Annotated in this window: 20 protein-coding genes; 14 read left to right on the top strand and 6 right to left on the bottom strand. The window is 62.3% G+C overall.

Annotation, left to right across the window (positions count from 1 at the left end):
* Nucleotides 1–14 precede the first annotated feature (14 nt).
* The 5 genes from AC16HO_RS09050 to AC16HO_RS09030 all read left to right on the top strand — a co-directional run bounded on the left by AC16HO_RS09050 (nucleotide 15) and on the right by AC16HO_RS09030 (nucleotide 7,675).
* The gene (locus AC16HO_RS09050; protein ID WP_395642732.1) at nucleotides 15–371 is read left to right on the top strand and encodes a PadR family transcriptional regulator; all 357 of its coding nucleotides are present in this window, start codon (nucleotides 15–17) and stop codon (nucleotides 369–371) included.
* 132 nt (nucleotides 372–503) lie between these two features.
* On the top strand, nucleotides 504–1,430 hold the full coding sequence (locus AC16HO_RS09045) for a sensor domain-containing protein (protein ID WP_395642731.1): 927 nt from the start codon (nucleotides 504–506) through the stop codon (nucleotides 1,428–1,430).
* A gap of 297 nt (nucleotides 1,431–1,727) precedes the next feature.
* Nucleotides 1,728–3,236: an efflux transporter outer membrane subunit gene (locus tag AC16HO_RS09040; RefSeq protein WP_395642730.1), complete on the top strand. Its 1,509-nt coding sequence runs from the start codon at nucleotides 1,728–1,730 to the stop codon at nucleotides 3,234–3,236.
* Nucleotides 3,237–3,260: 24 nt separating this feature from the next.
* The gene (locus AC16HO_RS09035) at nucleotides 3,261–4,490 is read left to right on the top strand and encodes an efflux RND transporter periplasmic adaptor subunit (protein WP_484335389.1); all 1,230 of its coding nucleotides are present in this window, start codon (nucleotides 3,261–3,263) and stop codon (nucleotides 4,488–4,490) included.
* A gap of 122 nt (nucleotides 4,491–4,612) precedes the next feature.
* Nucleotides 4,613–7,675: an efflux RND transporter permease subunit gene (locus tag AC16HO_RS09030; RefSeq protein WP_395642728.1), complete on the top strand. Its 3,063-nt coding sequence runs from the start codon at nucleotides 4,613–4,615 to the stop codon at nucleotides 7,673–7,675.
* Nucleotides 7,676–7,959: 284 nt separating this feature from the next.
* On the opposite strand, the gene AC16HO_RS09025 is transcribed toward AC16HO_RS09030, so the two are convergent.
* Nucleotides 7,960–8,451, bottom strand: coding sequence for a hypothetical protein (locus AC16HO_RS09025; protein ID WP_395642727.1), 492 nt, complete (start codon nucleotides 8,449–8,451; stop codon nucleotides 7,960–7,962).
* 84 nt (nucleotides 8,452–8,535) lie between these two features.
* Here AC16HO_RS09025 and AC16HO_RS09020 point away from each other — a divergent pair, with 84 nt between their 5' ends.
* The 6 genes from AC16HO_RS09020 to AC16HO_RS08995 all read left to right on the top strand — a co-directional run bounded on the left by AC16HO_RS09020 (nucleotide 8,536) and on the right by AC16HO_RS08995 (nucleotide 13,457).
* Nucleotides 8,536–9,588 carry a putative zinc-binding metallopeptidase gene (locus AC16HO_RS09020; protein WP_395642726.1) on the top strand — a complete coding sequence of 351 codons (1,053 nt, stop codon included), beginning with the start codon at nucleotides 8,536–8,538 and terminating at the stop codon, nucleotides 9,586–9,588.
* Nucleotides 9,589–9,590: 2 nt separating this feature from the next.
* Nucleotides 9,591–10,604, top strand: a complete 1,014-nt coding sequence (locus AC16HO_RS09015) for a D-alanine--D-alanine ligase family protein (protein WP_395642725.1) — start codon at nucleotides 9,591–9,593, stop codon at nucleotides 10,602–10,604.
* Nucleotides 10,605–11,005: 401 nt separating this feature from the next.
* Complete coding sequence (locus tag AC16HO_RS09010) at nucleotides 11,006–11,932, top strand: phosphate/phosphite/phosphonate ABC transporter substrate-binding protein (RefSeq protein ID WP_484335388.1); 927 nt, start codon at nucleotides 11,006–11,008, stop codon at nucleotides 11,930–11,932.
* A gap of 99 nt (nucleotides 11,933–12,031) precedes the next feature.
* Nucleotides 12,032–12,493, top strand: coding sequence for a helix-turn-helix transcriptional regulator (locus AC16HO_RS09005; protein WP_395642723.1), 462 nt, complete (start codon nucleotides 12,032–12,034; stop codon nucleotides 12,491–12,493).
* Nucleotides 12,494–12,524: 31 nt separating this feature from the next.
* On the top strand, nucleotides 12,525–12,935 hold the full coding sequence (locus AC16HO_RS09000; protein WP_395642722.1) for a VOC family protein: 411 nt from the start codon (nucleotides 12,525–12,527) through the stop codon (nucleotides 12,933–12,935).
* Between the two features lie 33 nt (nucleotides 12,936–12,968).
* The gene (locus tag AC16HO_RS08995) at nucleotides 12,969–13,457 is read left to right on the top strand and encodes an iron chaperone (RefSeq protein WP_395642721.1); all 489 of its coding nucleotides are present in this window, start codon (nucleotides 12,969–12,971) and stop codon (nucleotides 13,455–13,457) included.
* Between the two features lie 24 nt (nucleotides 13,458–13,481).
* On the opposite strand, the gene AC16HO_RS08990 is transcribed toward AC16HO_RS08995, so the two are convergent.
* Nucleotides 13,482–14,405, bottom strand: a complete 924-nt coding sequence (locus tag AC16HO_RS08990) for a dioxygenase family protein (RefSeq protein WP_395642720.1) — start codon at nucleotides 14,403–14,405, stop codon at nucleotides 13,482–13,484.
* 135 nt (nucleotides 14,406–14,540) lie between these two features.
* Complete coding sequence (locus AC16HO_RS08985) at nucleotides 14,541–14,723, bottom strand: hypothetical protein (RefSeq protein WP_395642719.1); 183 nt, start codon at nucleotides 14,721–14,723, stop codon at nucleotides 14,541–14,543.
* Between the two features lie 262 nt (nucleotides 14,724–14,985).
* Between AC16HO_RS08985 and AC16HO_RS08980 the strand changes: the two genes are divergently transcribed.
* Together AC16HO_RS08980 and AC16HO_RS08975 are read left to right on the top strand one after the other, a co-directional pair.
* Nucleotides 14,986–15,768, top strand: a complete 783-nt coding sequence (locus AC16HO_RS08980; RefSeq protein WP_395642718.1) for a hypothetical protein — start codon at nucleotides 14,986–14,988, stop codon at nucleotides 15,766–15,768.
* A 110-nt stretch (nucleotides 15,769–15,878) separates the two neighbouring features.
* A complete protein-coding gene (locus tag AC16HO_RS08975; RefSeq protein WP_395642717.1) occupies nucleotides 15,879–16,799 on the top strand; it encodes an IS1595 family transposase in 921 nt (306 codons plus the stop codon).
* A gap of 16 nt (nucleotides 16,800–16,815) precedes the next feature.
* On the opposite strand, the gene AC16HO_RS08970 is transcribed toward AC16HO_RS08975, so the two are convergent.
* The 3 genes from AC16HO_RS08970 to AC16HO_RS08960 are packed head-to-tail and all read right to left on the bottom strand — an operon-like array spanning nucleotide 16,816 to nucleotide 18,187.
* A complete protein-coding gene (locus AC16HO_RS08970) occupies nucleotides 16,816–16,950 on the bottom strand; it encodes a hypothetical protein (RefSeq protein ID WP_395642716.1) in 135 nt (44 codons plus the stop codon).
* Nucleotides 16,951–16,955: 5 nt separating this feature from the next.
* Nucleotides 16,956–17,687 (bottom strand): hypothetical protein, encoded by a 732-nt coding sequence (locus AC16HO_RS08965; RefSeq protein WP_395642715.1) that lies wholly within the window; start codon nucleotides 17,685–17,687, stop codon nucleotides 16,956–16,958.
* On the bottom strand, nucleotides 17,684–18,187 hold the full coding sequence (locus AC16HO_RS08960; protein WP_395642714.1) for a hypothetical protein: 504 nt from the start codon (nucleotides 18,185–18,187) through the stop codon (nucleotides 17,684–17,686). Before AC16HO_RS08960 ends, AC16HO_RS08965 begins: the two co-directional genes overlap by 4 nt.
* Nucleotides 18,188–18,628: 441 nt before the next feature.
* Here AC16HO_RS08960 and AC16HO_RS08955 point away from each other — a divergent pair, with 441 nt between their 5' ends.
* Nucleotides 18,629–19,558: a hypothetical protein gene (locus AC16HO_RS08955; protein ID WP_395642713.1), complete on the top strand. Its 930-nt coding sequence runs from the start codon at nucleotides 18,629–18,631 to the stop codon at nucleotides 19,556–19,558.
* Nucleotides 19,559–19,568 lie beyond the last annotated feature (10 nt).

Below are 19,568 nucleotides of genomic sequence, written 5' to 3'. Positions count from 1 at the left end.
GTGATGCTGCTCCCATGACCGATACCGACACCCATCTGTGGAAATTCCAGAAGGAGCTTTCCTCCGGCACGGTGTCGCTGGTGCTGCTCGGCGTGCTCGCGCGCGCGCGCGCGCCGATGTACGGCTACCAGATCGCGAAGAAGCTCGAGCAGACCGGCGGCGGCGTGCTCAGCGGCAAGCAAAGCGCGCTGTATCCCGTGCTGCGCAACCTGGCTGCGGCGGAGCTGCTCGAGAGCCTTGTCGAGCCGTCCGTGGCCGGGCCGCCACGGCGCTACTACCGCATCACGCCGCTCGGAAGACGCGTGTTGCGCGAGTGGAGTCTCGCCTGGATCGACACCCGTGATTTCGTGGATTCCGTGTTGATTGAATAGCGTGGACAGGAAGCCCGCTTCGTGACCTTCGCCGTCAAGGATGACGGCATGAGCATCGAATAGTGCGGGCAGACGCCCGCTTCGTGATCTTCGCCGTCATCGACGACGGCATGAGCTTGCCGAGGATTGAACATGACCAGCACGACACCACGCACCATCGCTGACTATCTCGAGCAGTTGCGCAGTACATTGCAGGGCGCGGGCGCCGACCCCGCGCTGATCCAGGACGCACTCTACGACGCCGAGGAGCATCTGCGCGCCGAGTTGCACGAGAATCCGGGCAAGTCAGAAGCTGAAGTGCTGGCGAAGATCGTCGGCAGCTACGGCGCGCCGGAGGAAGTCGCCGGCATCTATGTCGACAAGGAAGTGCAAGTGCAGCAGGCGCTGCGTGCGCCGCGGCCGCGGCCGCAGCGAACCGCATGGGGGCGATTTTTCGCGGTCGGCAGCGATGCTCGCACCTATGCGGGGCTGTTCTACATGCTGCTGTCGCTGGCGACCGGCATCTTCTATTTCACCTGGACCGTGGTCGGCCTGAGCCTGTCGCTGGGATTGTCGGTACTGATCTTCGGCGTGGTGTTCGCGGTATTCTTCTTCGCCACGACGCGCGTGCTCGCGCTGGTCGAGTCGCGCATCGTCGAGACCATGCTCGGCGAGCGCATGCCGCGCCGCCCGGTCTACGCGCGGCCGGGCCTGACACTCTGGCAGCGCATGGGCGAGATGTTCACCGATCCCCGCACCTGGTCGACGCTGCTGTACTTCGTGCTGATGCTGCCACTCGGCATCGTCTACTTCACCATCGCCGTGACCGGCATCGCGACTTCGCTGGCCTGCATCTTCGCCCCGATAGCGCATATCGGCTGGATGCTCGGCCTGGTGCGCATCGACATCGCGACCGACATTCATTTCAACGACACGCTGCTGGTGCCGTGGCAGATCGCCGATCCACTGGTTTTCGTCATCGGTGTCGCGTTGTTGTTCGGCCTGCTGCATTTCGCACGCGGGCTGGCGAAGTTCCAGGGCGCGCTGGCGAAAAGCCTGCTGGTCAAGCCGGCGGCTTGATGCCGACCGTGACGTTCAGCTACATGCGCGGAAGCGGGTCTGCATCACGAAATCCATGGCGCGGTTTCTCAGAATTTGAGAGCGATGCATGAAATCTTTCGCCGTGCCTGTCGATTACGCGAACGCCCGTTCGTCATATCGGTGAATGACTTCCGGCGGTTGCGGCGATATCGCGAGCGGTATTACATGTTGTGAATCAGTCGGGAAATTTTCGAAGTGATTCGTCCACTCTTGTTGAGACTCATCCGCGCTTCGTCTATTATTGAACGCATAAGTACAAAATATTCGGATTTCGTTATGACCCTGAAAGACGCGAATGCGCGCCGCGGCGCGCTGTGCGGAGCTTTGCTCGCCGGCTTGGCGGGATGCGCGGCCGGACCGGACTTTCACCCGCCGGCGGCACCTGCGGTCGAGGCGTACCGCAAGGACGCACTGCCCGCGGTGACCTCGCAGGCGCCGGCACCGACCGGTGATGCGCAGCGTTTCGTCGCCGGCGCCGATGTCCCTGCGCAATGGTGGACCGGTTTTGGCAACGCGGAGCTCGACCGCCGCATCACCCAGGCGCTGGCGCACAGCCCGACGGTTGCGTCCGCGCAGGCGGCACTGCGCCAGGCGCAGGAAAACGCGAATGCCGCACGCGGTTCGCTGTTGCCGAGCGTCGATGCCAACGTCGGAGTACAGCGCGCGAATGCGAACAGCTTGGGTGTCGGCTCCACCGGTCCGGTCGCACCGAGCGTGTTCACGCTGTACAACGCCGGAGTGAAGGTCGACTACACGCTCGACCTGTTCGGCGCGGTCAGGCGCGGTGTCGAAGTGCAGACCGCGGCGATCGACTACCAGCGCTTCCAGCTCGAAGGCACCTACCTGACGCTGGCGGCCAACGTTGCTACTGCGAGTTTTCGCGAAGCCTCGCTGCGCGGCCAGATCGGCATGACCGGGGAAATCATCGCTGCGTACAACAAGGAGTTGAAGCTGGTCGAGGCGCAGCACGAGATCGGCGCGAAGTCGCTGGCCGATGTGCTGGTGGTCCGCACCCAGGTCGCGGCGGCCGAAGCCACGCTGGTGCCGCTGCGTCAGCAGCTTGCGCAGACGCAGACTCAGCTCGCCGTCTATCTCGGTGAATTCCCGTCGCAGACCGAATTTTCCGCACTCGATCTCGATGCGTTGAACCTGCCGCGTGGGGTGCCAGTATCGCTGCCGTCGACGCTGACGCGGCAACGGCCCGACGTGCGCGCGGCGGAGGCGACCTTGCATCAGGCGACCGCGCATGTCGGTGTTGCCGCCGCCAACCTGTTTCCGCAGGTCACGCTGGGCGGCAGTCTTGGCTCTTCCGCGTTGCATTCCGGCGATTTGTTCGCCAGTGGCACCAAGGCATGGAGCATCGGCGCGAATCTGCTGCAGCCGATTTTCCACGGCGGCTCGCTGCGCGCGCAGAAGCGTGCGGCCGAAGCCGGGCTCGACAAGGCCGCGGCGGACTACCAGCAGACCGTGTTGGTTGCGTTCCAGAACGTCGCCGACTCGCTGCGCGCACTCGAACTCGACGCGGACAACCTCAAGGCGCAGGCGCAGGCCGAGCAATCGGCGTCGAAGAGTCTCGAACTTGTACGTGTCCAGTATCACGACGGTGCGGCGAGTTATCTGCAGGAGCTCGATGCAACGCGCCAGTATCAACAGGCACGGCTCGGGTTGATTCAGGCGCGCGCGGCGCGCCTGGCCGACACCGCGGCGTTGTACACGGCGCTCGGCGGTGGCTGGAAGGGTGATTCCGTTACGCCTCTTGCCGCCAACGAACCGACAACGAAATAACGACGAAAGACTGGACGAAGACCTATGGCCATTGTCGAAAAGAAAAAATGGAGCACGACCAGGAAGATGGTCGTAATGATTCTGTCGGTATTGCTGCTGATCGCGCTGATCGCGGGCATCAAGGTGATGCTGGTGATGAGGATGCTCGCAGGCATGAAGCCGCCGCCGCCCGCCGTAGTTACGACGGCAAAAGCGGCGTACCAGGAGTGGCAACCGCAGTTGAAGGCGGTCGGAAGCGTGCGCGCGGCGCGCGGTGCCGATCTCGCGTTCGATCTGGCCGGTCTGGTCACCAAGGTCAATCTGAAGTCCGGCGACGAAGTAAAGGAAGGCCAGGTGCTCGTGCAGTTGCGCGACAGCGAAGACGTTGCGGAGCTGCGTCAGCGCGAGGCCGCGGCTGCATTGGCGCAGGTCACCTTCGATCGCGCCCGGCAGCAGCTTGCGGTGCAGGCGATCAGCAAGGCCGATTACGATCAGACGGCTGCCGACCTGAAAGCCAAACAGGCCGCGGTTGCGCAGCAGCATGTCAACGTGCAGCGCAAGCAATTGCGTGCGCCGTTCTCCGGGCGTGCGGGCATCATCACGACGACGCCGGGCACCTACGTCAACTCGGGCACGGCGCTCGTCACCGTACAGCAGACCGATTCCGTGTTCGTCGATTTCCATCTGCCGCAGAAGGATCTCGCCACGGTACATGTCGGGCAGAAGGTGATCCTGAATCTCGACGCCTACCCGGACAAGAACTTCGAAGGTGAACTCTCGGCGATCGATCCGAAGGTCGACGGTGCCACGCGCAACGTGCAAATCGAAGCGAAGGTCGACAATCCCGACCAACTGCTGACACCGGGAATGTTCGCGAACGTAACGATCGACGCCGGCGCGAAGACGAAATATCTCACGCTGCCGCAAACCGCGATCGTCTACAACCCGTATGGCGCAACCGTCTACGTCGTCACGAAAAAAGCCGACGCCGACAAGGCCGCGGCCGAGCAGGTGAAGCGTGACGGCGGCAAGCAGCCCGAGGCGACGGCGCCTTCCGGTGCGCCGCCGATTCCCGGCGATGCGCTCGTGGTCACCCAGGCCTTTGTCACCACCGATGGCGTGCGCGGCGATCAGGTGGCGATCACCAAGGGCCTCGACGAAGGTGCGGAGGTCGTTTCCAGCGGGCAGATCAAGCTGAAAAACGGCGTGCGCGTAACGGTCGACAACAAAGTGCTGCCGGCGGATGCGGCGAATCCGAAACCGCAGGAACACTGAGCAGAGCAGCGTGAGGTTGCCCGAAGCTGCGGGCAGGCGATGAGTGGGAAAGGCGTAACGTCCGTTCCCTTCGCGAGGCGACACGATCGCCCCTTCCATCGAGCGTAGCGAGAAATCAAACCATGCATTTCACCGACACCTTCATAAAGAAGCCCGTACTCGCGATCGTCGTCAGCGCGTTGATCCTCGTGCTCGGCATCAAGGCCGCGACCAGCCTCGTCGTGCGCCAGTACCCGAAAACCGAAAACGCGACCGTAACCGTGACCACGGCCTACTACGGTGCCGATGCACAGACTGTCGCCGGATTCATCACCCAGCCGCTGGAGCAGGCGATCGCGCAGGCGCAGGGCATCGACTACCTGACCTCGACCTCGGTCAGCGGCGTGTCCACGATCACGGCCACGTTGCGGCTCAATTACGATGCGAACCGCGCGCTGACCCAGATTCAGACGCAGGTGACTTCGGTGCGCAACCAGCTGCCGCCGCAGGCGCAGCAGCCGGTGCTGAATGTCGCGGTCGGCGAGTCGATCGATTCGATGTACATCGGCTTCCGCAGCGACGTGTTGCCGCCGAACAGCATCACCGATTATCTGGTGCGCGAGGTCAAGCCCAAGTTGCAGTCGATCGAAGGCGTGCAGAATGCAGAGCTGTTCGGCACGCGCCAGTTCGCCTTGCGTGCTTGGCTGGATCCGACCCGGCTCGCCGCGCATGGCGTCACCGCGGCCGACGTGTATGCCGCGCTGAGTTCGAACAACTACCTCGCCGCGGTTGGCGCGACCAAGGGCCAGATGGTCAGCGTCGACCTGACCGCGGGCACCGATCTGCATTCGGTCGAGGAATTCAAGCAGCTCGCAGTAAAGCAGAAGGACGGCGCGATCGTGCGTCTTTCCGATGTCGCCAACGTCGTGCTGGGTGCGGAAGACTATGATGCCAACGTCGCATTCAGCGGCAAGCAGGCGCTGTTCGTCGGCATCAAGGTCGCGCCCGAAGCGAACGTGCTCGACGTGGCCCAGCGCGTGCACGACGCCATGCCCGGCGTCGTCGCGCAGTTGCCCGCTGGCCTGCACGGCGAGGTCGTCTATGATTCGACCACGTTCATCCGCTCCTCGATCAGCGAAGTCGTGCATACGCTGATCGAAGCACTGATCATCGTCACGGTGGTGATCTTCCTGTTTCTCGGTTCGTTCCGCGCCGTGATCATCCCGGTGATCGCGATGCCGCTGTCGCTGATCGGCACGTTTTTCATCATGCTCGCGCTCGGCTATTCGATGAACCTGTTGACCTTGCTTGCTTTGGTGCTGGCTATCGGTCTCGTCGTGGACGATGCGATCATCGTTGTTGAAAACGTCGACCGGCACATGAAGGAGGAGGGCAAGTCGCCGTTCGAGGCCGCATTGCTCGCCGCGCGCGAGCTTGGCGGGCCGATTCTGGCGATGACCGTCGTGCTTGTTGCCGTGTATGTGCCGATCGGGTTTCAGAAGGGGTTGACCGGCGCGTTGTTCAGCGAATTCGCGTTCACGCTTGCCGGTGCGGTCACCGTATCGGCCATCGTTGCGTTGACGCTCTCGCCGATGATGTGCGCGAAGTTCCTCAAGGGCGAGCACGAAGGAAACCGTTTCGTGCAGGCGATCGATCGTGTGTTCGACCGGGTTCACAGCGGCTATTCGCGCGTGCTGCGCAGCGCGCTGGAATCGTGGGTCGTGATCGTCGTGATGGGCATCATGCTGTTCGGCGCGACCTTCCTGCTCGGCATGACTTCGCAGTCGGAACTCGCCCCGGACGAAGATCAGGGCTTCCTGTTCTATGCGCTCAACGGTCCGCCGAATGCGACTTCGAACCAAATGCTCAAGTATTCCGCGGAGATGTTCGCCTCCGGCAGCAAGATTCCCGAATACGACATGATGTTCCAGATCACGACGCCCGGCACCGGCTTTGGCGGCATCGCGTTCAAGCCGTGGAGCGAGCGCACGAAGTCCGCGCATCAGTTGCAGCTGGAGCTGCAGCACATGTGGTCGAGTATTGCCGGTGCGACCGTGTTCGTCATGTCGCTGCCCGCGCTGCCCGGTGCGCAGGGCGCGCCGATCCAGGTCGTGATCAAGACCACCGAGCCGTTCCAGAACTTGAACGACGTGGTGACCAAGGTGCTGCACAAGGCGCAGGACTCGGGCAAGTTCTGGTTCGTCGACGCCGACCTGAAGATCGACAAGCCGCAAGCCACCGTCGAGGTCGATCGCGACATGATCACCACCCTCGGCCTGACCCAGCAGGACATCGGCAGCTCGCTCGGCGCCGCACTCGGCGGCGGCTACGTCAACTACTTTTCGATTGCCGGGCGCTCGTACAAGGTGATTCCGCAGATGTTGCAGGTCGATCGCCTGAATCCGCATCAGGTGCTCGATTACTACATCAAAGGGCCGGGCGACTCGGTCATTCCGGCATCGACGGTGGCAAGCATCAAGCATGAGGTCGTGCCGCGTTCGGTCAATCATTTCCAGCAGCTCAACTCGGCGACGATCCAGGGCGCAAGCAGCATGTCGCAGGGCGAGGCGTTACAGTTCTTCCGCGATGCGATCAGCGAAGCCGCGCCGAGCGGCTACTCGGTCGATTACGCCGGACCCTCACGCCAGTTCGTGCAGGAATCCGGCGGCTTCGGCACGACCTTGCTGTTTGCCGTCATCATCGTATTTCTCGCGCTGGCCGCGCAGTTCAACAGCCTGCGCGATCCGATCGTGATTCTGGTGTCGGTGCCGATGGCGCTGTTCGGCGCGTTGATTTTCGTCAACCTGATTTCGTCGCTGAACATCTACACCCAGGTCGGTCTTGTCACCTTGATGGGCCTGGTGTCGAAGCACGGCATCCTCATCGTCGAGTTCGCCAACGAATCGCAACGCGCGGGCATGACCAAATTCGAAGCGATCCAGCATGCGGCCGGCGTGCGCCTGCGCCCGATCCTGATGACGACCGCGGCAATGGTGCTCGGCGTATTCCCGCTGGTGATCGCCTCGGGTGCCGGCGCGGCGGGTCGTTTCGCGATGGGCCTGGTGATCTCCTCGGGCCTTGCGATAGGCACGTTGTTCACGTTGTTCGTGGTGCCCGCGTTCTACATGATGATCGCGGCCGACCATCACGCCGAGTCGGCGAAACCGGTTGCGGAAGGACTGAACGGCAACCCGGCGACGGCCTGATCGTTCTCCTCGATGACAACATCCCGGCGCAAGCCGGGATGTTTTTTTTTTTGGCCGTCGATCATGGCGGTCACATTGCGGACGAGCGCTGGCGCGATCGAAAATCACAGGCGGCGACTTTTCCGCCGCCTGTCCGCGCCACGTTTCAATCCCGCCGGGAAAATGGCAACGAGACCGATGGCAAGCAGCGGCGGGACGGGGGCAAGATTGAAGCCACCGCATGGGTGGGATGGCCCCGGGGAAATTGGAGTCATCCGGGCAGCGCAGCGGGTTTCCCGCCGCCGCTAGCGAACCCGGGTGAAATAGTTCGTGCGCATCACCGGAACGCCGTTGTGGTTGACCGCGGTTTCAACCAGGGTCTTGCCGTCCGCGTTGGCGGTGTAGACGCGCGTCGACGCCGGCATGCCGTCTTTGCCGAGCCCCACAACCAGGACGTTGGGCGCCGGCAACCTGATGGCGCCGGTGTCGGCTTCGATCGTGCTGCCGTGGCCGCGCGCGGCGGTGCCGTCGAGGGCATACGTGCCGTAGGTGTCGATCGTCGATCCGTCGGCGTTGGCGATGTTCACGTCGATCTTCCACTTCTCGTCGCCCGCGTCGCCGAAGGTGATGGTGACGCTCTTCGGCCGCGCTTGCGGCGGCATCGGCAGGCGCGAGACGTCGACGGCCCAGGTGCCGAGCAGCGGAGACGACGCTGACGTTGCGGCAGCGGGTTGGGTCGGGGCGGGCGCGCTCTGGATCGCACCGGCGGCAAGCAGGATGGCGAGCAGCGTCTTCAAATCGATCTCCGGTTTGGTGGTGGGTTGTGCGATGCGACCTGTCGCGATACACGCCGCGATGCAGCCAAGAGTACACTATTCCGCATGCCCGACCAGAAAGACGTCGCGACCATGCGGATCGATTCGGCCGATCTGGTGACGCTTCCGGAAGACAAACTGCTCGGGTTGCGCCTGTCCGAGCTGCCGTTGCGCATCGAAGGCACCTGGCTCGAGGCGCGCATCGCGCAGCTTTACGCCGAGCTGGCCGCGAAGAACATCTTTTTCAGACCACGGTGCTATCTCGCCGACGAATGGCTGACACCGGAAGGCGAGCCGGTGATCGGCATCCCGTTCTATCTCGCGCATCCGCGGCTGATCGAATTGCAGCGCAAGATGATGCTGGAAGCCGAGGGTGATACCGACGACACGTGCATGAAGCTGCTGCGCCACGAATGCGGCCATGCGCTCACCTACGCCTACGATCTCAACCGCAAGCGCAGCTGGCAGCGCGTGTTCGGGCATTCGTCCGAGGAATACGGCGACACGTATCGCTATCGTCCGTACAGCAAGAGCTATGTGCGCCATCTCGACTACTACTACGCGCAGTATCACCCGGACGAGGATTTCGTCGAAACGTTCGCTGTCTGGCTGACGCCGGGACTGGACTGGCGCAGGAAATACGCGGGATGGAAGGCGCTGGACAAGCTGTTGTTCGTCGACAGGCTCATGGCCGACATCGCCGGCAAGCCGCCGCTGCGCGCGAGCGGCAAGCAGTTGTGGAAAGCCGGCGCGATCCGCAGCACGCTCGATCGCTACTACCGGAAGCGACGCCAGGCCGAGGCCGAGGATTTTCCCGAGTTCCACGACGACAACCTGCGCCGCATGTTCGTGGAAGGCAAGGCCAGCGGCGAGACACGGCGTTCGGTGGCCAAGCTGCTGCAGGCGCAACGCAAGGCGCTGCTGGTCGAAGTATCCAACTGGAGCGGCGAGCGGCGCTACATGGTCAACAAAGTCTACAAGGCGGTGCTCCAGCGCAGCCGCGCGCTGCGCCTGGTCACCGATGAGGCGGACACGGTGGCGGTACTGAAACTCGCCACCTACCTGACCACGCTGATGATGAACTATCGCTACACGACGCGGTTGCGAGGAAAACTCTGAGCATGGCCACGCGCGTACTGATGGTGTTCGATCTGCCGTATTCGGTGCCGCCGGACTACGACTTTGCCGCCGAATTCGCCGACCCCGACGGCAGCTATACCGAGAACGACGTGTATCAGGCGCTGCTCGAATCCGGTTACGAGGTGCGGCGTCTGAGCCTGTTCGACGACGTGCGGCCACTGCTCGACGCGGTGCGCGACTTCAAGCCCGAGGTGATCTTCAATCTGTGCGAGACCTACAACAACGCCACGCATTGGGACAAGAACGTCATCGCGACGATGGAACTGCTCGACGTACCGGTTACCGGAGCGAGTTCGAGCGCGGTGTTCCTGTGCAACGACAAGGGGCTGTGCAAGAAGATCCTGCGTTTCCATCGCGTGCGCACGCCGCGCTTCCACACGTTCTACCGCGGCCACAAGGTGTGGCTGCCCAAACTGCTGAAGCTGCCGTGCATCATCAAACCGCTGACCGAGGAAGCCTCGCGCGGCATTTCACAGGCCTCGATCGTCGACGACGAGGCCGGCTTTCTCGCGCGCATCAAGATGATCCAGGAGCGCATGACCCTCGATGCGATCGCGGAGGAATACATCGAAGGGCGTGAACTCTACGTCAGCGTGATCGGCGATCGCGCGCTGCGCACGCTGCCTGCACGCGAGATGACCTTCGGCGACATGGCCGAGGACGAGCCGCGCATCGCCACCTACAAGGCCAAGTGGGACGAGAAATACCGCAAGCGCTGGGGCATCAGCAATCACGATGCGAGACCGATCGAGCCGGAACTGCAAAAACGCATCGATGAGGTGTGCAAGCGCGCCTATCGCGCGCTCAATTTGCGCAGCTACGCGCGCTTCGACCTGCGCGTGACTGCGGGCGGCAACGTCTACGTGATCGAGCCGAACGCCAATCCGTGCATCGCCAGGGACGACGAACTCGCGCAGTCGGCACTGAAGGCCGGCATCGCCTATTCGAGCCTGATCCGCAAGGTTGTCAATCAGGCATTGCGGCAGAAGGGCTGACAGTCGCAACTGACCGTCGCGGTTGCGTGCAGTCTGAAGAACGGAGGCAATTGACTTGGCGTGGCACGCAAGCACTGCTTGCGGCCCCCGACCGGCATCGGCCGGGTCCTAGCCGTTGTGCTGCTGGCAAGTCGCGCCAGTCTGCGCGGTGCCGACTGGCCTGATCCGAACGGCAGGGTCGCTTTTTGCGATGGGAAACGGTTATGGTGGTCCGCCAATGAGGTGCCGCCTGCTGAAGTTCAGGCGTCGAAGGAAGCGAAGCCCGCGCGCTCCGAATCGAGTCTCGGCATACTGTTGGGCACCGAGCCGGAACACGTGGAGAATGGACATCCCACGGTGCGCGGTCGCCTGAAAGAACCGCATCGCGGTAGTTTTTCCCAAGATCGTTTCAGGAGACGTCGATGCGATCACGACATCTGCTTCACTGCACCGCCATGCTTCTGCTTGTTCTGTTTGCGACTGGCGTCGCTGTCGACGGTGAGAGTGCGCACGCCCGTGATATTGCTGTACTGGCAACCTATGCTTATCCGAAATACGACCGTGCTGCCGCGTTGCAGCCGCTGGCCGATGTCCTCGCCGTGCGGCTGAAGGCGCGGGTGGTGGTTCGCCTTTACGAATCGCCCCGCGCACTCGTTGACGCGGTGCGGTCCGGCGCCGCGGATCTCGCGGTTACCAACACCTTTGCGGGACTTGCCTTGCTGGATGCGGGCGACGCGCAGGCCGCCGCGGTATTCGAGGTACCGCCCAGGACCGCCGAACGCTACCGCGGCGTATTGCTGGCAAGAGTTGCCTCCGGCCCCGTTGATGCCACCACACTTGCGCAGACGCCGCAGCGCTGGCGCTTGGCCCAAGCTTTGCGCGGCTCGACGTCTGGCGGGCTCGTGCAGGACCTGCATCTGGCGGCACTCGGTGGCAGTGGCGACTACGCCGCGCTGAACTACGCAGGCAGTCACGAAGGTGCGCTCGCCGCACTGCTTGCCGGCGAGGTGGACGTGGCGGCGCTGGCTGACACGCCGTGGCGAGAAGCGCTTGCTCGCGAGCCGGAATTGGCATCCAGCCTGCGCGAGTTGTGGCGCTCGCCGCCGATTCCGCCGGGGCCGGTAGTGTGTCGCAACGGTGGCCGCATCTCCTGCGATGCCGCGCGGAAGGTGTTGCTCGGGCTGCATCGCGATGCGCCAGCGGCGCTTGCGTCGCTCGCAGGGGCTTGGTCGGAAGCGGCCGGTGCGACGCGTCTGGTTACCGTCGATCGCGACCGGTATCTCGACCTGGCGCAGGGATTCCGTTCCGCGGATGCGCGCACTGCGGCACTTCGCCGCCTGCTGGATTGAACGACCTTCGTCAGAAGGCAGGGCGCTTCCAGGGACGACCGCGAAACAATCCCGTTTTCACGCTTGAGCGCCATGGCAGTGCGTGGGACGATGCCGCGCATGGCCGGAAAAACCGACACGCACAGCCTGCGCGACCTCGCGCGCCTGAGCCGCGTGCGCGACCGCATCGACCGCGAGTACGCGCAGCCGCTGAACGTCGATGATCTCGCGCGTGGCGTGCACATGTCCGGCGGGCATCTGAGCCGCCAGTTCAAGCTCGCGTTCGGCGAGTCGCCGTACAGCTATCTGATGACGCGGCGCGTCGAGCGCGCGATGGCGCTGCTGCGTCGTGGTGATCTCAGTGTCACCGAAGTCTGCTTCACCGTCGGCTGCGCATCGTTGGGCACGTTCAGCACGCGCTTTACCGAACTGTCGGGCGTGTCGCCCAGCGTCTATCGGCAGGTGGCCACGCAGGCGACGGCGGGGATGCCGTCCTGTGTCGCAAGGCTGGTGACGCGACCGCGGCGGACGCAACCGATCAGGAATCAAGAAGCGCCCGAGCCCGAGTCGGGAATAGCATGACGGCTCGTTTCCAACCGCGGGTACCACCACCATGAGCATCAGCATTTATTCGAGTTTCCTCCCGCACACCGACCCGGACGCTTCGCTGGCGTTCTACCGTGACACGCTCGGTTTCGAGGTGCGCAACGATGTCGGCTACAACGGCATGCGCTGGATCACGGTCGGCCCGGCCGATCAGCCCAGCACCTCGATCGTGCTGTTTCCGCCGGCTGCGAGCCCCGGCGTAACCGAGGAGGAGAAGCGCACCATCGCCGAGATGATGGCCAAGGGCACCTACGCGATCATGCTGCTGGCCACGCCGAACCTCGATGCGACGTTCGAGCGCATTCAGGCGAGCGGCGCCGAAGTGGTCGAGGAGCCGACCCTGCAACCGTACGGCGTGCGCGACTGTGCCGTGCGCGATCCCGCCGGCAATCTGCTGCGCGTGCAGGAACGCGGCTGAGATTTTCCAATCGAGTCGACACGAGGAATCTTCATGAACACGACTGCGAAGAAAAGCGCGGGCAAGTCCGCAAAGAGCACCGCTACTACCAGCAAGAAGTCCGAAATGTTCTCCGCCGACGAACGCGCCGCGATGAAGGCTTACATCCAGGAGAAGAAAGCGGAAGCGCGCGTGAGCAAGAACCGCGAGGAAGGCGAGCGCGCCGTACTGACCGCGATCGCCAGGATGAAGGAACCCGATCGCGCCATGGCCAAGCGTCTGCACGCTTTGATCACTGCCGCGGCACCGGCGCTGATGCCGAAGACCTGGTACGGCATGCCCGCCTATGCGAAGGACGAAAAGGTCGTCTGCTTTTTCAAGGACGCGGGCAAGTTCGGCGATCGTTATGCCACGTTCGGCTTCAATGACAAGGCGATGCTCGATGACGGTGCGATGTGGCCGACCTCTTACGCGTTGAAGGAGTTGACCGCTGTGGTGGAGGCGAAGATCAGTACGCTCGTGAAGAGGGCGGCGGGTCAATGATCGAACCCCGGATGGGTCGCGTACTCACCCCGGTGTAGTGGCGGCGGAAAACCCGGCGGTGGTCTGTCGGGACCGCCCCGGGCCGCCCGGGCCGTGAGGCGGCATCAAGCCCTTCGCCTCGCAGACGACATCGGCTGGCGATGTGCGCAGGACGAGAGTCTTCGAGGCAAACAGGACGCCGTCGTCCATGCGGCGCGTGTCGAACAGGTACGGCGATTTGTCCGTCTCCGCGCCGATCACGCCGTCCTGGTCGAGCATCGTATCTGGCTCGCCGTAGGGGCGGTACAACGGATGGCTGGTGAACACGTCGCGGTTCATGGCGTCCGCGAACAGCAATTGCGTGGTCACGCTGCTCGGTGCGCCATCGTCGCCTTGGTACTCGCCGGTCATCACGCGCAGGTGGATGTGCACCGCGCGTCCGCGATACCAGCCGGGATAACAGGTGTCGAAATCGACACGGCCCTGCGCGTTGCTGCGCTGGTAGCCGCGGAAGAAACGCTGATCGAGGTCGGCGCGCTTGTTGTTGCACATCGGCGCGATCCGGCCGGAATAGCCGCCGGTGTAGTTGGTATGCCAGATCTCGACGATCGCATCCGGCACGGGCCGGCAGTCGACATCGACCAAGCGCAAGGCGAGGCGCAGCGGCAACCCGTTCCATCCGTCGCTGACATCGAGGCGCTCCGGCGAGAGCGCATGGCATGGGCCGATCGTGGCCGCGCAGGTCAGCGTGCACGCATGGTCGAAAGCCCCGAACGGGTCGGGGAACCGTTTCGCGCCACCGATTTTTGCCGTGCCGCCGCTGGCCCAGCGCGGAGCTTTCGCGGCCGTCGGGGTGGTCGTGCCGCAGCCGCCGAGCGGCAGCAACGGCGCGGCGAGCAAGGCGTTGCCGGCCGCTTTCAGCAGGCGGCGGCGCTGGTGCGAAGAGGCGGGAAAAGAGGAATCGTGCACGAGAATCTCATCGGAATGCTGACGATCCGAATGCTCGGCGTATTCGTGTCGCCTGGCAATGGATCGGGGCACCGTTCCGGTCGGACTCCACAGAAAATTCAAATTTCCGGAATAAGGGCATCGCTTTTCGGCCCCTCATGGCACGAAGCGCAACAATGGGTACGCGGCGGACATCGCCCGATGGATGCCGCCTGGCAGCATCGTGATGTGCACGTTCCCCAGCACAATTGCGGCGGCGAACAACGACAGCAACGGAAGCACGGTCGATTTCGTGTCGACGGCGGGTGCGAGCGGCCGGCCCATGACCAGCGACAGCATGGGGACCGTGGCCGGGGGGGCAGGCCGATGCCGGCGATTGCCGGGCCGATCGCAAGGCTGTGGTCCGCACCGACGTTGCCTGGGATGCCGACGACGCCCGGAGCATTGCGGATTCGGCCGCGGCTTTCGTCGGGCGATGGCAGGAAGGTCCGGAAAATTTCGTGATGTGTATCACATTCAACCAATTGCGCGCATACTCCGCGCACTTCGCGCGAGCGTTCGCGCGGAGATCCTTTTCGCCAACTCAACTTGGGAGGTTCACGTGAAGATCAATGCGACTTGCGTGGTGTCGGCGCTCGTGCTTTTCGCTGCCACCGGGGTGCACGCAGCGGATGCGAACAAGGCAAATGTCTATCGCGATTACACCGATACGGTGGCGCCAGCGGATCAGGATGCCTACGAGGCTGCGGTGAAGGCATTCAACCAATGCCTGCGCGAACATGGTGTCAAGTACAGTTGGGTCGCGTGGGGACATGAAACCGGCAACACCTACAAGTACTCGTACATCGCCGGCCCCGTTGCCTGGGCCGATTTCGACACGATGCATACGCAGATGAAGCCCTGCGATTCGACGTGGCGCACGAAGGCCAACGCGCATCTGAAAGGCGAAACCAGCGCCTTCATGGTCGAGCAAGCAGACATGAGCCACGAACCGAAAGGCGGCGACAAGAATGCGGTGCCGCAACTGATCGATGTCATCTTTTTCACGGTGAAGGAAGGACGCGACGCACACGAGGCGTTCACGGGGGCCGTGAAGAAGATTGCCGCAGCCGCGGACAAGAGCGGTTGGTCCAGCCCGTTCCGCACGTTCGAAGTACGCCGCGGCGACGTCGGTGCGCCGGACTACGTTGTCTTGCTGCCGAACAAAAACTGGGCCGACGTGGGCGCGGAGCCCAATCCGCCGCTGTGGAAAATGGTCGAAGGAGTCTACGGCAAGGCCGATGCGGATGCGTTGCGCAAATCGTTCGGCGAGTCGATCAAGGATTCGTCCTCGCACATCGACAGCTACAACGAGGAACTGACCTATTCTGCGCCGAAGAAATAGGGCTGCGCAGATGCGGCGGCCCGGCGACGGGCCGCCTTTTTTTTGGCGATTATATACTTGACAAACCCACATGAAAAGGGGAGAATTGCGCCAACTTCGGAGCAGTTCTCATGTCTGCCGCAAATCTTCTAGCTCCGCACTTCCAAGACGCCGACAAGGCCCGCGAATACCTTGAAGCCCTGCGCTGGCCGGATGGCGTGATCTGCCCGCACTGTGGCGTCATCGGCGACCACTACAAGCTACAGGGCAAGTCCACGCGCCCCGGCCTGTGGAAGTGCAAGGACTGCCGCAAGCAGTTCACCGTCATCGTCGGCACTGTCTTTTCAGACAGCAAGATTCCGCTCAACAAGTGGCTTCTCGCCGTGCACCTGATTTGCGCCAGCAAGAAGGCCATTAGCTCGCATCAGATTCACCGCATGCTCGGCGTCACTTACAAGTCCGCGTGGTTCATGACGCATCGCATCCGCGAAGCCATGAAGTCCGAGAATGGCGGCTTGCTTGGCTCCGGTGGCGGCACGGTCGAAGCCGATGAGACCTATTGGGGCAACAATGGCCAGAAGCCTCGCAACGCTCGCGGCTACCAGCACAAGATGAAAGTCGTTTCGCTGGTCGAGCGTGACGGCGAGAAACGCAGCATCGTCGTCCGCAACGTCAACGCCAAGTCGCTTCGCGAAGTCCTCGAATCCAACGTGTGCAAGTCGGCGCGTCTTATGACTGACGAGCACTCAGGCTACACGCTTGTTGGTCGCGAGTTCGCGGATCATGGCGTTACTGCGCACAGCCGTGGTGAATACGCTCGCGGCGATGTTCACAGCAACACCGTCGAGTCCAGCTTTAGCTTGCTCAAACGCGGTTTGATCGGCGCGTTCCATCACGTCGGCGAGCAGCATCTACAGCGCTATGTCACTGAGTTCGATTACCGTTGGAATAACCGAAAGGTCAGCGACAAGGAGCGGTCAGATAAGCTTCTCACGCAACTGCATGGGAAGCGTTTGACCTATCGACGTCCTAGCGAGCAACCGCAAGCATAAAAAGAAGTAAGGCCGTCTATTTGGCGGCCTTCTTCTTTGGATGCTCGGGCTTTTTATCCCTCGGTTGCGGCGGAGTACCAAGCATCCGTTTCAATACATCATCCATTTTTTCGCCGCGTTTCTCTTGGTTTTTTGTGGTAGGTGCGTTCATGGGTCTCAGACCAACCTAGCTAGCACATCTGAGACATGCGAATACGGAAAGACCGGTGCTCCAGCCTGAAGCAAGTTCAAATCCTCGCTTTTCCACTGCTCGCGATCATCGTAGACAATCCTCTGCTCGATATCAGCATAGTTAGCCTGCCTCAGATCCATGTTCGCTACGACGCGCGCATAAATGGAACTTCGGTCGTTAATCACTGGGTCGATAACGAGCCTTTTGGCCTGCGACAGAATGATCACGTTTTCAAACTTGTGGGCCTTGTTGCTCTTGCCAGGAATCGTCTCTTCTACAATGGCGTTCTGATACCGTTGGCGAAGATACGAATACACCGTTTCCTTGAAATTCTGCATGGGGCGAATCTTCAAGTGCGCGTATAGGTATTCGGCGACAGCCTTAGAGGCATTTGCGACGAGTGCAACCGCAATGCCGAGAGACCGCGCATCGGTTTCCAGTCTGATTATTCCCTTGGACACACTAAGACCCATCGGCCTCATGACCGGAGCAATTAGCTTGTCCTCTTTCGCCAACGTGGCCCCCGCCGCCTCCACCTCTCTCACTGCGCCGCGTTCATCCGAAACGACAAACCTATCTTCACCACCCCTCACAGTGAGCTGGATGAATTGGTTCGACGGGTAGAGGCATTGCGTGCGAACGCTTACACCGTCCCGCTTCTGCGTAACAGTGAAAAGTTGTTCGAGAGCATGTAGTACCGATTCTCTTTGGCTCATAGCAATCTCTCCGCGTGCGGCAACTCTATCTTATGCGCCCCAAGTGCGATATGACGTTGAGCACAATACCAGCGCAGGGTTGCATCAAACTGTCTGGCTTCATGAAATTCAAGTGCGTTCGGAAGATGGAACCGATGACCTAGCTCTATGGTCGTTCTGTTCAATTCCCACGAATGCCAGTGTGGACCCACAACCAGCAATGGAAGTTCGTGCGAGTGGTTGTTGCCGTGTACGACCTCAAGGTCGAAGTCCAATCGACATACAACGTACTCAGAAAACATAATTGCGACGCAAAACTTGAGACTCTCGTGTTCAGGAAAGGCGTCGATCAGCAGATATTGATCATGCTGCTCACCGTCTACCTGAATAGGAATCTTCACGCGCCTGGCGTCATCGTCTCGTGCGCGCTGCCACGTTAAGGGCGCATCCACACCCGCAAGTGTCTTCTGCGCCAACATGAACGCGTCCACTGCGGCGACAAATTCGACCTTCCCCAGCATGCTCTCGGCTTCTAGGACTGCCCTGCCGGATCATATCATGTGGGTGCGTGTTGTATATAACAGCCTTTTTTTTTGCCCGCGGCGTGAGCGGCTTCGCCGACGGGTGGAATTTACCATCGTGATTCCGCCGCGGGACCGGCGGTTTTCCACGGCACGAAGCTGCGGGGCAGATCGGGGCGAACCACGTCTTGGTCGCCACGACGCGCCTCCCTTGTAATGCCCGGCGGCTATTGCTGAATCTTCTTGTATCCCCGCCGATGTGCTGGCCTGCGATGGCCAAGCGGTCGAGCGGGAACCGGTCGCGTTCGTCCGAACGACCGAACGCGGTCGGTGTGCCTGAGCCAGACACGGCCAGTCGTTCCGGGCTGCGGCATCGGTGGCACGGATTTACCGTGACTTCGGATTGCTTCGGCGGCGCCGGTGTTGCGGAGAGGAGGAGCCATGATCGGTCGAATTTCCACCATCCTGCTCGGCGCCGCCCTGTGCGGATGCGGTACGGCGACGGTTCATTTTGCCTCGACATCCGGAAGTCCAAACGGCGTACTGGTCAGCGATGGCTTCAGCACCGGCTATGACGGCTTCGCGACCGGCGCCGACAAGGTCAACGTCGGAGCGCGCGCCGGCGGCGGCGAGGCGGTCGGCTTCAGCCAATACCGGCCAGTGGCGCTGCAGAGCGTGTCGTGGATGACGTGGTTCGGCAATCGGACCGTGGATGTGAATCTGCACGATCAGATCCGCGTGCCGATCAGTTTCTGGGTTTTGTCCGCGCCGTTCGCCACCAATCAGACCCGCGCCAACAATTTCTGGTTCGCCATGCAGACCGTCTATTGGCCGGAGCGCGTGGGCCTGCTGTTCACTCCGACGACCATTCATGACGCAACGGCGAACAGCAAGCGCTCGAGCTACCTGGCCTTCACCTGTGGCACGAGCAACGCCAACATGTCCAAGATCCAGAGCGACATCGGCTTCGACAGCGGCCGCATCAACGTCTATCTGGTCGACTCGGTCGATGGTTCGACTTCGCGCGGCAATGCCTGCCAGATCGGCGGCCCGTTCGTCGCCATCGCTTCCACGGCAGGCACCGACCTGTTATCGCACGAGATGGGCCACGATCTTGCGCTCACCCACATCGACGATCTGACCGCGAACTTCGACCAGACCAACATCATGCATTCGGCGAGCAATTCACGGGCTTTCATCACCGAAGGCCAACTGTTCCGCATGCACCTGCAACCGGGTTCCGCGATAAACGCGACCTATGGCGTGCGCCCGGGCCAAACCACCCGCGACTGCCCGCGCGACACGGTGTCGCGCCAGTGCCCCGCGATCCAGAAGCGCCTGTGGGCGGACGGTACTTTTCCCGCGAACTGACCTTGGAGAA

The sequence above is a fragment of the Rudaea sp. genome (assembly GCF_057139185.1).
The sequence above is the reverse complement of the archived record's forward strand: the minus strand, read 5'-3'. Positions and strand labels throughout refer to the sequence as shown.